We start from the raw sequence: 14,299 nt of genomic DNA, 5'->3' as shown, positions 1-14,299 counted from the left end.
CGCCACCTCAGCGACAGGCGCTAAAGCGCGTCGCAACTGCTCTTTAACAATTTATCAGACAATCTGTGTGGGCACTCGAAGATACGGATTCTTAACGTCGCAAGACGAAAAATGAATACCAAGTCTCTGAGTGAACACGTAATTCATTACGAAGTTTAATTCACGAGCATCAAACTTAAATTGAAGAGTTTGATCATGGCTCAGATTGAACGCTGGCGGCAGGCCTAACACATGCAAGTCGAACGGTAGCACAGAGAGCTTGCTCTCGGGTGACGAGTGGCGGACGGGTGAGTAATGTCTGGGAAACTGCCCGATGGAGGGGGATAACTACTGGAAACGGTAGCTAATACCGCATAACGTCGCAAGACCAAAGTGGGGGACCTTCGGGCCTCACACCATCGGATGTGCCCAGATGGGATTAGCTAGTAGGTGGGGTAACGGCTCACCTAGGCGACGATCCCTAGCTGGTCTGAGAGGATGACCAGCCACACTGGAACTGAGACACGGTCCAGACTCCTACGGGAGGCAGCAGTGGGGAATATTGCACAATGGGCGCAAGCCTGATGCAGCCATGCCGCGTGTATGAAGAAGGCCTTCGGGTTGTAAAGTACTTTCAGCGAGGAGGAAGGCGTTAAGGTTAATAAACTTAGCGATTGACGTTACTCGCAGAAGAAGCACCGGCTAACTCCGTGCCAGCAGCCGCGGTAATACGGAGGGTGCAAGCGTTAATCGGAATTACTGGGCGTAAAGCGCACGCAGGCGGTTTGTTAAGTCAGATGTGAAATCCCCGGGCTCAACCTGGGAACTGCATTTGAAACTGGCAAGCTTGAGTCTCGTAGAGGGGGGTAGAATTCCAGGTGTAGCGGTGAAATGCGTAGAGATCTGGAGGAATACCGGTGGCGAAGGCGGCCCCCTGGACGAAGACTGACGCTCAGGTGCGAAAGCGTGGGGAGCAAACAGGATTAGATACCCTGGTAGTCCACGCCGTAAACGATGTCTATTTGGAGGTTGTTCCCTTGAGGAGTGGCTTCCGGAGCTAACGCGTTAAATAGACCGCCTGGGGAGTACGGCCGCAAGGTTAAAACTCAAATGAATTGACGGGGGCCCGCACAAGCGGTGGAGCATGTGGTTTAATTCGATGCAACGCGAAGAACCTTACCTACTCTTGACATCCAGAGAACTTAGCAGAGATGCTTTGGTGCCTTCGGGAACTCTGAGACAGGTGCTGCATGGCTGTCGTCAGCTCGTGTTGTGAAATGTTGGGTTAAGTCCCGCAACGAGCGCAACCCTTATCCTTTGTTGCCAGCGGTCCGGCCGGGAACTCAAAGGAGACTGCCAGTGATAAACTGGAGGAAGGTGGGGATGACGTCAAGTCATCATGGCCCTTACGAGTAGGGCTACACACGTGCTACAATGGCATATACAAAGAGAAGCGACCTCGCGAGAGCAAGCGGACCTCATAAAGTATGTCGTAGTCCGGATTGGAGTCTGCAACTCGACTCCATGAAGTCGGAATCGCTAGTAATCGTAGATCAGAATGCTACGGTGAATACGTTCCCGGGCCTTGTACACACCGCCCGTCACACCATGGGAGTGGGTTGCAAAAGAAGTAGGTAGCTTAACCTTCGGGAGGGCGCTTACCACTTTGTGATTCATGACTGGGGTGAAGTCGTAACAAGGTAACCGTAGGGGAACCTGCGGTTGGATCACCTCCTTACCTTAAAGAAACGTTCTTTGAAGTGCTCACACAGATTGTCTGATGAAAAGTAAATAGCAAGGCGTCTTGCGATTGAGACTTCAGTGTCCCCTTCGTCTAGAGGCCCAGGACACCGCCCTTTCACGGCGGTAACAGGGGTTCGAATCCCCTAGGGGACGCCACTTGCTGGTTAGTGTGAGTGAAAGTCGCCGACCCCAATATCTCAAAACTTACCTTCGGGTGACGTTTGAGATATTTGCTCTTTAAAAATCTGGATCAAGCTGAAAATTGAAACGACACACTGTGTCTGTTCTCCGTAATAAGAACAGATAAGCGGTGTGTTCGAGTCTCTCAAATTTTCGCAACACGGTGGTGTTTTACGAAACATCTTCGGGTTGTGAGGTTAAGCGACTAAGCGTACACGGTGGATGCCCTGGCAGTCAGAGGCGATGAAGGACGTGCTAATCTGCGATAAGCGTCGGTAAGGTGATATGAACCGTTATAACCGGCGATTTCCGAATGGGGAAACCCAGTGTGATTCGTCACACTATCATTACGTGAATACATAGCGTAATGAAGCGAACCGGGGGAACTGAAACATCTAAGTACCCCGAGGAAAAGAAATCAACCGAGATTCCCCCAGTAGCGGCGAGCGAACGGGGAACAGCCCAGAGTCTGAATCAGCTTGTGTGTTAGTGGAACGGTCTGGAAAGTCCGACGGTACAGGGTGATAGTCCCGTACACCAAAATGCACAGGTTGTGAACTCGAAGAGTAGGGCGGGACACGTGGTATCCTGTCTGAATATGGGGGGACCATCCTCCAAGGCTAAATACTCCTGACTGACCGATAGTGAACCAGTACCGTGAGGGAAAGGCGAAAAGAACCCCGGCGAGGGGAGTGAAAAAGAACCTGAAACCGTGTACGTACAAGCAGTGGGAGCCTCTTTATGGGGTGACTGCGTACCTTTTGTATAATGGGTCAGCGACTTATATTCTGTAGCAAGGTTAACCGAATAGGGGAGCCGAAGGGAAACCGAGTCTTAACTGGGCGTTAAGTTGCAGGGTATAGACCCGAAACCCGGTGATCTAGCCATGGGCAGGTTGAAGGTTGGGTAACACTAACTGGAGGACCGAACCGACTAATGTTGAAAAATTAGCGGATGACTTGTGGCTGGGGGTGAAAGGCCAATCAAACCGGGAGATAGCTGGTTCTCCCCGAAAGCTATTTAGGTAGCGCCTCGTGAATTCATCTTCGGGGGTAGAGCACTGTTTCGGCTAGGGGGTCATCCCGACTTACCAACCCGATGCAAACTGCGAATACCGAAGAATGTTATCACGGGAGACACACGGCGGGTGCTAACGTCCGTCGTGAAGAGGGAAACAACCCAGACCGCCAGCTAAGGTCCCAAAGTCACAGTTAAGTGGGAAACGATGTGGGAAGGCTCAGACAGCCAGGATGTTGGCTTAGAAGCAGCCATCATTTAAAGAAAGCGTAATAGCTCACTGGTCGAGTCGGCCTGCGCGGAAGATGTAACGGGGCTAAACTGTGCACCGAAGCTGCGGCAGCGACCTCTGTGTTGTTGGGTAGGGGAGCGTTCTGTAAGCCGTTGAAGGTGTCCTGTGAGGGGTGCTGGAGGTATCAGAAGTGCGAATGCTGACATAAGTAACGATAATGCGGGTGAAAAACCCGCACGCCGGAAGACCAAGGGTTCCTGTCCAACGTTAATCGGGGCAGGGTGAGTCGACCCCTAAGGCGAGGCCGAAAGGCGTAGTCGATGGGAAACAGGTTAATATTCCTGTACTTGGTGTTACTGCGAAGGGGGGACGGAGAAGGCTATGTTAGCCGGGCGACGGTTGTCCCGGTTTAAGCATGTAGGCGGGAAGTTTAGGTAAATCCGGACTTCTTTTAACGCTGAGGTGTGATGACGAGGTACTACGGTACTGAAGTAACAAATGCCCTGCTTCCAGGAAAAGCCTCTAAGCATCAGGTAACATCAAATCGTACCCCAAACCGACACAGGTGGTCAGGTAGAGAATACCAAGGCGCTTGAGAGAACTCGGGTGAAGGAACTAGGCAAAATGGTGCCGTAACTTCGGGAGAAGGCACGCTGATATGTAGGTGAAGTGGTTTACCCATGGAGCTGAAATCAGTCGAAGATACCAGCTGGCTGCAACTGTTTATTAAAAACACAGCACTGTGCAAACACGAAAGTGGACGTATACGGTGTGACGCCTGCCCGGTGCCGGAAGGTTAATTGATGGGGTTAGCGGCAACGCGAAGCTCTTGATCGAAGCCCCGGTAAACGGCGGCCGTAACTATAACGGTCCTAAGGTAGCGAAATTCCTTGTCGGGTAAGTTCCGACCTGCACGAATGGCGTAATGATGGCCAGGCTGTCTCCACCCGAGACTCAGTGAAATTGAACTCGCTGTGAAGATGCAGTGTACCCGCGGCAAGACGGAAAGACCCCGTGAACCTTTACTATAGCTTGACACTGAACACTGGTCCTTGATGTGTAGGATAGGTGGGAGGCTTTGAAGCGCGGACGCCAGTTCGTGTGGAGCCAACCTTGAAATACCACCCTTTAATGGCTGGTGTTCTAACGTAGACCCGTAATCCGGGTTGCGGACAGTGTCTGGTGGGTAGTTTGACTGGGGCGGTCTCCTCCTAAAGAGTAACGGAGGAGCACGAAGGTTAGCTAATCCTGGTCGGACATCAGGAGGTTAGTGCAAAGGCATAAGCTAGCTTGACTGCGAGAGTGACGGCTCGAGCAGGTGCGAAAGCAGGTCTTAGTGATCCGGTGGTTCTGAATGGAAGGGCCATCGCTCAACGGATAAAAGGTACTCCGGGGATAACAGGCTGATACCGCCCAAGAGTTCATATCGACGGCGGTGTTTGGCACCTCGATGTCGGCTCATCACATCCTGGGGCTGAAGTAGGTCCCAAGGGTATGGCTGTTCGCCATTTAAAGTGGTACGCGAGCTGGGTTTAGAACGTCGTGAGACAGTTCGGTCCCTATCTGCCGTGGGCGCTGGAGAATTGAGGGGGGCTGCTCCTAGTACGAGAGGACCGGAGTGGACGCATCACTGGTGTTCGGGTTGTCATGCCAATGGCATTGCCCGGTAGCTAAATGCGGAAGAGATAAGTGCTGAAAGCATCTAAGCACGAAACTTGCCCCGAGATGAGTTCTCCCTGACTCCTTGAGAGTCCTGAAGGAACGTTGAAGACGACGACGTTGATAGGTCGGGTGTGTAAGTGTAGCGATACATTGAGCTAACCGATACTAATGAACCGTGAGGCTTAACCTTACAACGCCGAAGATGTTTTGGCGAAATTGAGACGATTTTCAGCATTGATTACAGATTACATCAGAACGCAGAAGCGGTCTGATAACAGAATTTGCCTGGCGGCCGTAGCGCGGTGGTCCCACCTGACCCCATGCCGAACTCAGAAGTGAAACGCCGTAGCGCCGATGGTAGTGTGGGGTCTCCCCATGCGAGAGTAGGGAACTGCCAGGCATCAATTAAGTGAAGAAGCCCATCCTGACGGATGGGCTTTTTTGCGTCTGTGTTTTATGGGATGCGGCATTGTGGATATTGCCGGATGGCGGCTTCGCCTTATCCGGCCTACGCTTTCTACATTGCCAGATGTCCTCCTGCTCCATATAACCGCAAGCCTTCCCCACGCAGATACGGTAAACTATCGCCGATTTAGCATCAGGAAAGCAGCCATGACCTACTCCTTAAAACCCTGGAATACCTTCGGCATTGACCATTGTGCAAAGCACATCGTAAGCGCTGAAAATGAACAACAACTACTCAGCGCCTGGCAGCAAGCAACCCGCGACGGGCTGCCGGTGATGATCCTGGGTGAAGGAAGCAACGTCCTGTTTCTGGAAGATTATTCTGGTACCGTGATCCTTAATCGCCTGAAAGGTATCGACGTCAGTGAAACCGCTGATGCCTGGCATCTGCATGTAGGTGCCGGCGAAAACTGGCATCAGTTGGTTCGCTACGCGCTGGATAACGATATGCCCGGGCTGGAAAATCTGGCGCTGATCCCCGGTTGCGCAGGCTCGTCCCCCATTCAGAACATCGGCGCTTATGGCGTCGAGTTGCGGCACGTTTGCGAATACGTCGACTGCATTGAGCTGGCCACCGGTGAGCATAGACGCCTCACCGCTGAAGAGTGTCAGTTTGGCTACCGCGATAGCATCTTTAAACATGCTTATCAGGACCGCTTCGCAATTGTTGCCGTTGGCTTCCGCCTGGCTAAAGAGTGGCAGCCGGTATTAACCTACGGCGATCTTACCCGCCTGGATCCGCAAACCGTCACCCCGCGTGAGGTTTTCGATTCAGTCTGTCATATGCGTATGACCAAGCTGCCGGATCCCAAAGTGAATGGTAATGCGGGTAGCTTCTTTAAAAACCCGGTTGTCAGCGCGGAATATGCACAAACGCTGTTGGCAAACTTCCCTAAGGCACCTCATTATCCGCAGACGGATGGCAGCGTTAAGTTGGCTGCCGGCTGGCTTATCGATCAGTGTCAGCTAAAAGGCCACGTTGAGGGAGGCGCTGCGGTTCACCAGCAGCAGGCGCTGGTACTGGTCAATATCGACAATGCGCAAAGTGATGATGTCGTAAAACTGGCACACTATGTCCGTCATCAGGTAGGTGACAAATTTAACGTCTGGCTGGAGCCAGAGGTACGCTTTATTGGCCACGCGGGTGAAGTGAACGCAGTTGAGGTGATTCAATGAAAGATAATACGGTGCCATTAACCCTTATCTCTTTGCTGGCCGACGGTGATTTTCACTCCGGAGAGCAGCTGGGTGAGATGCTGGGAATGAGCCGCGCGGCGATTAATAAACATATCCAGACCCTGCGCGATTGGGGCGTTGATGTTTTTACCGTGCCTGGTAAAGGCTATAGTCTGCCGGAACCGATCCAACTGCTGGATACGCAGCGTATTCGCAGCGCGGTTGATTATGGCGACGTTGCCGTTCTTCCGGTGATTGATTCAACCAACCAGTATCTGCTGGATCGCATCGGCGAGCTGAAGTCCGGCGATGCCTGCGTGGCTGAATACCAGCAGGCAGGCCGCGGCCGCCGTGGACGTAAGTGGTTCTCGCCGTTTGGTGCTAACCTCTATCTCTCTATGTACTGGCGATTAGAGCAGGGGCCAGCCGCCGCGATTGGTCTGAGTCTGGTAATTGGCATTGTGATGGCGGAAGTGCTTCAGGATCTTGGTGCGGATAAAGTCCGAGTGAAATGGCCGAACGACCTTTATCTGAATGACCGTAAATTATCGGGGATACTCGTTGAACTAACGGGGAAAACCGGCGATGCTGCACAAATCGTTATTGGCGCGGGCATCAACCTTGTCATGCGTCAGGTTGAAAATGATGTGATTAACCAGGGCTGGATCAACTTGCAGGAAGCGGGGATCACCATCGATCGTAACGTGCTGGCCGCGCGCCTGATTAACGAACTGCATCATGCGCTGCAGGTCTTTGAACAGGAAGGTCTGGCACCTTATCTCTCACGTTGGGATAAGTTAGATAACTTTATTAATCGACCGGTAAAACTCATTATTGGTGATAAAGAAATCTTCGGTATTTCTCGAGGCATCGATGCTCAGGGGGCATTATTACTTGAGCAGGATGGGGTGATAAAACCCTGGATGGGCGGCGAAATATCGCTACGCAGCGCAGAATAAAAAAGGGAGCTTCGGCTCCCTATTTTTTATTCGATTTATTTCCGCAAACGTACCTGCTCAACGGAATGGTTCGCGCTTTTTGTCAAAATAAGACTTGCTCGCTCGCGCGTTGGAAGAATATTTTCGTTTAAATTCCGAAGGTTAATTTCGTTCCACAGCGAGGTGGCAACGTTAATTGCCTCTTCTTTTGAAAGCTGTGCGTAATTGTGGAAATAAGAATCCGGATCGGTAAAGGCCCCTTCACGGAATTTCAGGAAACGATTGATGTACCACGACTGTAATAATTTTTCCGGAGCGTCAACATATATAGAAAAATCAACGAAGTCGGAAACAAATACATGATGTGGATCGTGCGGATAATCCATCCCGCTTTGCAGTACATTTAACCCTTCGAGAATTAAAATATCCGGGTGGGTGACCGTCTTATCGCCATCGGGGATCACATCATAGATCAGATGTGAATAGACCGGGGCGGTGACGTTCGGCACGCCTGACTTCAGGTCAGAAACGAACTTGACCAGTCGATGCATATCATATGACTGCGGAAAACCCTTTTTCTTCATCAGCCCACGTTCTTTCAGCACTTCGTTAGGGTGCAGGAAACCGTCGGTGGTGATCAGCTCAACGCGACGATGCTCGGGCCAGCGGCTGAGCAGCGCCTGCAGTACGCGGGCGGTCGTGCTTTTACCTACCGCCACGCTGCCGGCGATGCTAATGATGTAGGGAATGCGTTGGCCGTTGGTGCCGAGGAACTGTTCCAGCACCGCCTGGCGGCGCAGGTTAGAACTAATATAGAAGTTCAGTAGACGTGACAAAGGCAAATAGATCTCCGCCACTTCCTCCAGCGACAGATCTTCGTTGATACCTTTTAAGCGCGTAATTTCGCCCTCAGTCAGGGTCATTGGCACTGAATCGCGCAGCGCCGCCCACTGGCTACGATTGAACTGTAGATAAGGTGTCATTAACGTTTGCTCTTGTTTTCTCATAAGCATGTTCTGGCTACCACGCTGACTGCACGCGACGCTTCACATTCAGTTAATCAGGACAATGGGCAGGAGGTTAACACCAGGTGGAAGAGAAAAAGAAGAAAAAATCCAAATTAGTCGTGCTTTCGTGAGAAAACACCGCTCTTTGTTACGGATGCTGTTTTCCTGAGTAAGGTTGAAGTGACAATGAAGAAGCGTAGGTGATATCGCTTTATTGCTATGAAGCGGCCGCTGACCGAAGTCTCGACGCTGTGTGGCTCCCGAAATAGGGGCTAACGGTACGAATAGGGGCGAATTATTGTGCTATTTTTAGCCGGCAAAACGCCATTTTGCTGAGTTTTTACGCGCGAACGCACAAAACGTGAGCGATAGAACATTTTATGCAAATTTTTAGTTGCATGTCGCCGCATGTCTCCCTAGAATGCGCGCTACTTGATGCCGACTTAGCTCAGTAGGTAGAGCAACTGACTTGTAATCAGTAGGTCACCAGTTCGATTCCGGTAGTCGGCACCATCAGGTGGGGTTCCCGAGCGGCCAAAGGGAGCAGACTGTAAATCTGCCGTCACAGACTTCGAAGGTTCGAATCCTTCCCCCACCACCACTTTCAGGCTAAGCATTGCGAGGCCAGAGTTGGTTGGTAAAATAACTAACTCAAACAAAGGAAAGGGAGAAATCTCTTTCCTTTGGCACAGAAAGAACTGGGTAGCCGAGTTTTAGGATGCGGGCATCGTATAATGGCTATTACCTCAGCCTTCCAAGCTGATGATGCGGGTTCGATTCCCGCTGCCCGCTCCAGACGTGCTGATATGGCTCAGTTGGTAGAGCGCACCCTTGGTAAGGGTGAGGTCCCCAGTTCGACTCTGGGTATCAGCACCACTTCTCTTCTCCCTCCCGTTTCTCTCTGTTCAAATTCAAGCATTCAACAATTCAGGCGTTTTGTCTGGTTGATGTGGTGATATCACCGATTTATCCGTGTATTAGAGGGACTATCGATGTCTAAAGAAAAATTTGAACGTACCAAACCGCACGTCAACGTCGGTACTATCGGCCACGTTGACCATGGTAAAACTACCCTGACCGCTGCAATCACTACCGTACTGGCTAAAACCTACGGCGGTGCTGCTCGTGCATTCGACCAGATCGATAACGCGCCGGAAGAAAAAGCGCGTGGTATCACCATCAACACTTCTCACGTTGAATATGACACCCCGACTCGTCACTACGCACACGTAGACTGCCCGGGCCACGCCGACTATGTTAAAAACATGATCACCGGTGCTGCGCAGATGGATGGCGCGATCCTGGTTGTTGCTGCGACTGACGGCCCGATGCCGCAGACTCGTGAGCACATCCTGCTGGGTCGTCAGGTAGGCGTTCCGTACATCATCGTGTTCCTGAACAAATGCGACATGGTTGATGACGAAGAGCTGCTGGAACTGGTAGAAATGGAAGTTCGTGAACTTCTGTCTCAGTACGATTTCCCGGGCGACGACACGCCGATCGTTCGTGGTTCTGCTCTGAAAGCGCTGGAAGGCGACGCTGAGTGGGAAGCGAAAATCATCGAACTGGCTGGCTTCCTGGATTCTTACATTCCGGAACCAGAACGTGCTATCGATAAGCCGTTCCTGCTGCCGATCGAAGACGTATTCTCCATCTCCGGTCGTGGTACCGTTGTTACCGGTCGTGTAGAACGCGGTATCATCAAAGTTGGCGAAGAAGTTGAAATCGTTGGTATCAAAGACACCGCTAAGTCTACCTGTACCGGCGTTGAAATGTTCCGCAAACTGCTGGACGAAGGCCGTGCGGGTGAGAACGTTGGTGTTCTGCTGCGTGGTATCAAACGTGAAGAAATCGAACGTGGTCAGGTACTGGCTAAGCCGGGTTCTATCAAGCCGCACACCAAGTTCGAATCTGAAGTGTACATCCTGTCCAAAGACGAAGGCGGCCGTCATACTCCGTTCTTCAAAGGCTACCGTCCGCAGTTCTACTTCCGTACGACTGACGTGACTGGCACCATCGAACTGCCGGAAGGCGTAGAGATGGTCATGCCGGGCGACAACATCAAAATGGTTGTTACCCTGATCCACCCGATCGCGATGGACGATGGTCTGCGTTTCGCAATCCGTGAAGGCGGTCGTACCGTTGGCGCGGGCGTTGTTGCCAAAGTAATGAGCTAATTGCTGATAACATTTGACGCAATGCGCAATAAAAGGGCATCATTTGATGCCCTTTTTGTACGCTGTCGAACCAGAACCTGGCTCATCAGTGATTATCTTTGCCATAATCATTGCTGAGACAGGCTCTGTAGAGGGCGTTTAGTCCGAAACTTATTTCGGTTTGGATCGCCTCGCAATCGCGGGGTGGAAATGTTTGTAGAATACTTCTGACAGGTTGGTTTATGAGTGCGAATACCGAAGCTCAAGGGAGCGGGCGCGGCCTGGAAGCGATGAAGTGGGTCGTTGTTGCCGTATTGCTGATTGTAGCAATTGTGGGTAACTACCTTTATCGCGACATGATGCTGCCGCTGCGTGCGCTGGCCGTAGTAATTATTATTGCTGCAGCGGGTGGTGTCGCGCTGTTGACGACGAAAGGCAAAGCGACCGTTGCGTTTGCTCGTGAAGCGAGAACGGAAGTTCGTAAGGTGATTTGGCCGACTCGCCAGGAAACGCTGCACACTACGCTGATCGTTGCTGCGGTCACTGCGGTAATGTCACTGATCCTGTGGGGACTGGATGGTATTCTGGTTCGCCTGGTATCCTTTATCACTGGCCTGAGGTTCTAAGATGTCTGAAGCACCTAAAAAGCGTTGGTACGTCGTTCAGGCGTTTTCCGGTTTTGAAGGTCGTGTAGCGACTTCGCTGCGCGAGCATATCAAATTACATAATATGGAAGAGCTGTTTGGCGAAGTCATGGTGCCGACCGAAGAAGTGGTCGAAATCCGTGGCGGCCAGCGTCGCAAAAGCGAACGTAAATTCTTCCCGGGCTACGTGCTCGTTCAGATGGTGATGAACGACGCAAGCTGGCACCTGGTGCGCAGCGTTCCGCGCGTCATGGGCTTCATCGGCGGTACCTCTGACCGTCCGGCGCCAATCAGCGATAAAGAAGTCGATGCCATCATGAACCGTCTGCAGCAGGTTGGCGATAAGCCGCGTCCGAAAACACTGTTTGAGCCGGGTGAAATGGTTCGCGTTAACGACGGTCCGTTTGCTGACTTCAACGGCGTGGTCGAAGAAGTGGATTACGAGAAGTCCCGCCTGAAAGTGTCCGTTTCTATCTTCGGTCGTGCGACCCCGGTAGAGCTGGACTTCGCTCAGGTTGAGAAAGCGTAAGACTGCGATCAAAAAAGCATCGATCTAATCGTTGCATAGGGCGCGAAATTGACATACAATTTCGCGCCTTTTGTTTTTATGGGCCACGGCCTGTAAAGCGATTTTTATTCACGGGGAGCCTCCTTGAGGCGCTATTACCCAATTAGAGGATTTTAGAATGGCTAAGAAAGTCCAGGCCTACGTCAAGCTGCAGGTTGCAGCTGGTATGGCAAACCCGAGTCCGCCGGTTGGTCCTGCTCTGGGTCAACAGGGTGTTAACATCATGGAATTCTGCAAAGCGTTCAACGCGAAGACTGATTCCATCGAAAAAGGTCTGCCGATCCCGGTTGTTATCACCGTTTACGCTGACCGTTCTTTCACCTTCATTACCAAAACGCCTCCGGCAGCAGTACTGCTGAAGAAAGCGGCTGGTATTAAGTCTGGTTCCGGTAAGCCGAACAAAGACAAAGTAGGTAAAATTTCCCGCGCTCAGCTGCAGGAAATCGCGCAGACCAAAGCTGCCGACATGACTGGTGCCGACATTGAAGCGATGACTCGCTCCATCGAAGGTACTGCACGTTCCATGGGCCTGGTAGTGGAGGACTAAGAAATGGCTAAACTGACCAAGCGCATGCGTGTGATCCGTGAGAAAGTTGATGCGACCAAACAGTACGACATCAACGAAGCTATCTCTCTGCTGAAAGAACTGGCTACTGCTAAATTCAACGAAAGCGTTGACGTTGCCGTTAACCTCGGCATCGACGCTCGTAAATCTGACCAGAACGTACGTGGTGCAACTGTACTGCCGCACGGTACTGGCCGTTCTGTTCGCGTTGCCGTATTTACCCAGGGCCCGAACGCTGAAGCAGCTAAAGCTGCTGGCGCTGAGCTGGTAGGTATGGAAGATCTGGCTGACCTGATCAAAAAAGGCGAAATGAACTTCGACGTTGTTATTGCTTCCCCGGATGCAATGCGCGTTGTTGGCCAGCTGGGCCAGGTTCTGGGCCCGCGCGGCCTGATGCCAAACCCGAAAGTTGGTACCGTAACCCCTAACGTTGCTGAAGCGGTTAAGAACGCTAAAGCAGGTCAGGTTCGTTATCGTAACGACAAAAACGGCATCATCCACACCACCATCGGTAAAGTGGACTTTGACGCTGACAAACTGAAAGAAAACCTGGAAGCTCTGCTGGTTGCGCTGAAAAAAGCAAAACCGACTCAGGCGAAAGGCGTGTACATCAAGAAAGTTAGCATCTCCACCACCATGGGTGCAGGTGTTGCAGTTGACCAGGCTGGCCTGAGCGCTGCTGCAAACTAATGCCTTTACGTGGGCGGTGATTTTGTCTACAATCTTACCCCCACGTTTGCTAACAAAAGTTAGCGGCTAAAAGATTTGTTCGTTGGAGCCTGGCCTATCCAGGCCTCCGTCGAAGACCGCAGGTGTTTCGCAAGAAACTTAATCCCCTGCGTAGACGGTGACAGAACGCTAAGATTATTTTTTTAAAGTACTCTTTGGCTTGTTTCTGCTCACCGTATTAAGACGCTCTTCTCGTTGAGTAGAGTGAAGTGAGTTCCAGAGCATAAGCTCTGGCAAACATCCAGGAGCAAAGCTAATGGCTTTAAATCTTCAAGACAAACAAGCGATTGTTGCTGAAGTCAGCGAAGTAGCCAAAGGCGCGCTGTCTGCAGTAGTTGCGGATTCCCGTGGCGTAACTGTAGACAAAATGACTGAACTGCGTAAAGCAGGTCGTGAAGCTGGCGTATACATGCGTGTTGTTCGTAACACCCTGCTGCGCCGCGTCGTTGAAGGTACTCAGTTCGAGTGCCTGAAAGACACGTTTGTTGGTCCGACCCTGATTGCATACTCTATGGAACACCCGGGCGCTGCTGCTCGTCTGTTCAAAGAGTTCGCGAAAGCGAATGCAAAATTTGAGGTCAAAGCCGCAGCCTTTGAAGGTGAGTTAATCCCGGCATCGCAGATCGATCGCCTGGCAACTCTGCCGACCTACGAAGAAGCAATTGCACGCCTGATGGCAACCATGAAAGAAGCTTCGGCTGGCAAACTGGTTCGCACTCTGGCTGCTGTACGCGATGCGAAAGAAGCTGCTTAATCGCAGTTGTCTTTGTAAAGTATTTGCTTACGTATAAACTTATTCTGATTTTCAGGAACAATTTAAATGTCTATCACTAAAGATCAAATCATTGAAGCAGTTGCAGCTATGTCCGTAATGGACGTTGTAGAACTGATTTCTGCAATGGAAGAAAAATTCGGTGTTTCTGCTGCTGCTGCTGTAGCTGTAGCTGCTGGCCCGGCTGAAGCTGCTGAAGAAAAAACTGAATTCGACGTAATTCTGAAAGCTGCTGGCGCTAACAAAGTTGCTGTCATCAAAGCAGTACGTGGCGCAACTGGCCTGGGTCTGAAAGAAGCTAAAGACCTGGTAGAATCTGCTCCGGCCGCTCTGAAAGAAGGCGTGAGCAAAGATGACGCTGAAGCACTGAAAAAATCTCTGGAAGAAGCTGGCGCTGAAGTTGAAGTTAAATAAGCCAACTTTTCTAGTTGAAGCCTGAGAAATCAGGCCGATGGCTGGTGACTTT

The 14,299-nt window shown here is 51.4% G+C and carries 10 protein-coding genes, 5 tRNA genes and 3 rRNA genes; 17 read left to right on the top strand and 1 reads right to left on the bottom strand.

What is annotated here, in order from left to right:
• The first annotated feature begins 177 nt into the window (after positions 1–177).
• From H7R76_RS22425 to birA, 6 genes are all read left to right on the top strand, one after another.
• A 16S ribosomal RNA gene (locus tag H7R76_RS22425) occupies positions 178–1,717 on the top strand.
• 85 nt (positions 1,718–1,802) lie between these two features.
• Positions 1,803–1,878, top strand: a tRNA-Glu gene (locus tag H7R76_RS22420).
• Between the two features lie 219 nt (positions 1,879–2,097).
• Positions 2,098–5,003: ribosomal RNA gene (locus H7R76_RS22415) — 23S ribosomal RNA — on the top strand.
• 94 nt (positions 5,004–5,097) lie between these two features.
• Positions 5,098–5,213 (top strand): 5S ribosomal RNA (gene rrf / locus H7R76_RS22410).
• Together the 16S, 23S and 5S rRNA genes with 1 tRNA gene alongside form the textbook arrangement of a ribosomal RNA operon.
• 212 nt (positions 5,214–5,425) lie before the next feature.
• Positions 5,426–6,454, top strand: coding sequence for a UDP-N-acetylmuramate dehydrogenase (gene murB, locus H7R76_RS22405; protein WP_182929674.1), 1,029 nt, complete (start codon positions 5,426–5,428; stop codon positions 6,452–6,454).
• On the top strand, positions 6,451–7,413 hold the full coding sequence (birA, locus tag H7R76_RS22400) for a bifunctional biotin--[acetyl-CoA-carboxylase] ligase/biotin operon repressor BirA (protein WP_182966527.1): 963 nt from the start codon (positions 6,451–6,453) through the stop codon (positions 7,411–7,413). Before murB ends, birA begins: the two co-directional genes overlap by 4 nt.
• Positions 7,414–7,448: 35 nt before the next feature.
• Here birA and coaA read toward each other — a convergent pair whose 3' ends face one another.
• Positions 7,449–8,399, bottom strand: coding sequence for a type I pantothenate kinase (gene coaA / locus H7R76_RS22395; RefSeq protein ID WP_065358485.1), 951 nt, complete (start codon positions 8,397–8,399; stop codon positions 7,449–7,451).
• 437 nt (positions 8,400–8,836) lie between these two features.
• On the opposite strand from coaA, the gene H7R76_RS22390 reads away from it, so the two are divergent.
• The 11 genes from H7R76_RS22390 (at position 8,837) to rplL (ending at position 14,247) form a co-directional block, all read left to right on the top strand.
• Positions 8,837–8,912 (top strand) — tRNA-Thr (locus H7R76_RS22390).
• A 3-nt stretch (positions 8,913–8,915) separates the two neighbouring features.
• Positions 8,916–9,000: transfer RNA gene (locus H7R76_RS22385), tRNA-Tyr, on the top strand.
• A 119-nt stretch (positions 9,001–9,119) separates the two neighbouring features.
• Positions 9,120–9,194 (top strand) — tRNA-Gly (locus H7R76_RS22380).
• A 5-nt stretch (positions 9,195–9,199) separates the two neighbouring features.
• Positions 9,200–9,275 (top strand) — tRNA-Thr (locus H7R76_RS22375).
• 116 nt (positions 9,276–9,391) lie between these two features.
• Positions 9,392–10,576, top strand: coding sequence for an elongation factor Tu (tuf, locus tag H7R76_RS22370; protein ID WP_047407352.1), 1,185 nt, complete (start codon positions 9,392–9,394; stop codon positions 10,574–10,576).
• Positions 10,577–10,797: 221 nt separating this feature from the next.
• Positions 10,798–11,181 carry a preprotein translocase subunit SecE gene (gene secE, locus H7R76_RS22365; RefSeq protein ID WP_064546531.1) on the top strand — a complete coding sequence of 128 codons (384 nt, stop codon included), beginning with the start codon at positions 10,798–10,800 and terminating at the stop codon, positions 11,179–11,181.
• Between the two features lies 1 nt (position 11,182).
• Positions 11,183–11,728, top strand: coding sequence for a transcription termination/antitermination protein NusG (gene nusG, locus H7R76_RS22360; RefSeq protein WP_003862341.1), 546 nt, complete (start codon positions 11,183–11,185; stop codon positions 11,726–11,728).
• Positions 11,729–11,885: 157 nt separating this feature from the next.
• On the top strand, positions 11,886–12,314 hold the full coding sequence (rplK, locus tag H7R76_RS22355) for a 50S ribosomal protein L11 (RefSeq protein WP_012133815.1): 429 nt from the start codon (positions 11,886–11,888) through the stop codon (positions 12,312–12,314).
• Between the two features lie 3 nt (positions 12,315–12,317).
• Complete coding sequence (rplA, locus tag H7R76_RS22350) at positions 12,318–13,022, top strand: 50S ribosomal protein L1 (RefSeq protein WP_106930771.1); 705 nt, start codon at positions 12,318–12,320, stop codon at positions 13,020–13,022.
• Positions 13,023–13,317: 295 nt separating this feature from the next.
• Positions 13,318–13,815, top strand: a complete 498-nt coding sequence (gene rplJ, locus H7R76_RS22345; protein ID WP_001207203.1) for a 50S ribosomal protein L10 — start codon at positions 13,318–13,320, stop codon at positions 13,813–13,815.
• Positions 13,816–13,881: 66 nt separating this feature from the next.
• The gene (rplL, locus tag H7R76_RS22340) at positions 13,882–14,247 is read left to right on the top strand and encodes a 50S ribosomal protein L7/L12 (RefSeq protein WP_006176746.1); all 366 of its coding nucleotides are present in this window, start codon (positions 13,882–13,884) and stop codon (positions 14,245–14,247) included.
• The last annotated feature ends 52 nt before the right edge of the window (positions 14,248–14,299 follow it).

The sequence above is a fragment of the Klebsiella sp. WP8-S18-ESBL-06 genome (assembly GCF_014169755.1).
GTDB lineage: Bacteria > Pseudomonadota > Gammaproteobacteria > Enterobacterales > Enterobacteriaceae > Kluyvera > Kluyvera ascorbata_B.
Note: the sequence above shows the minus strand (reverse complement) of the source record. Positions and strands in the feature narration are given on the sequence as shown.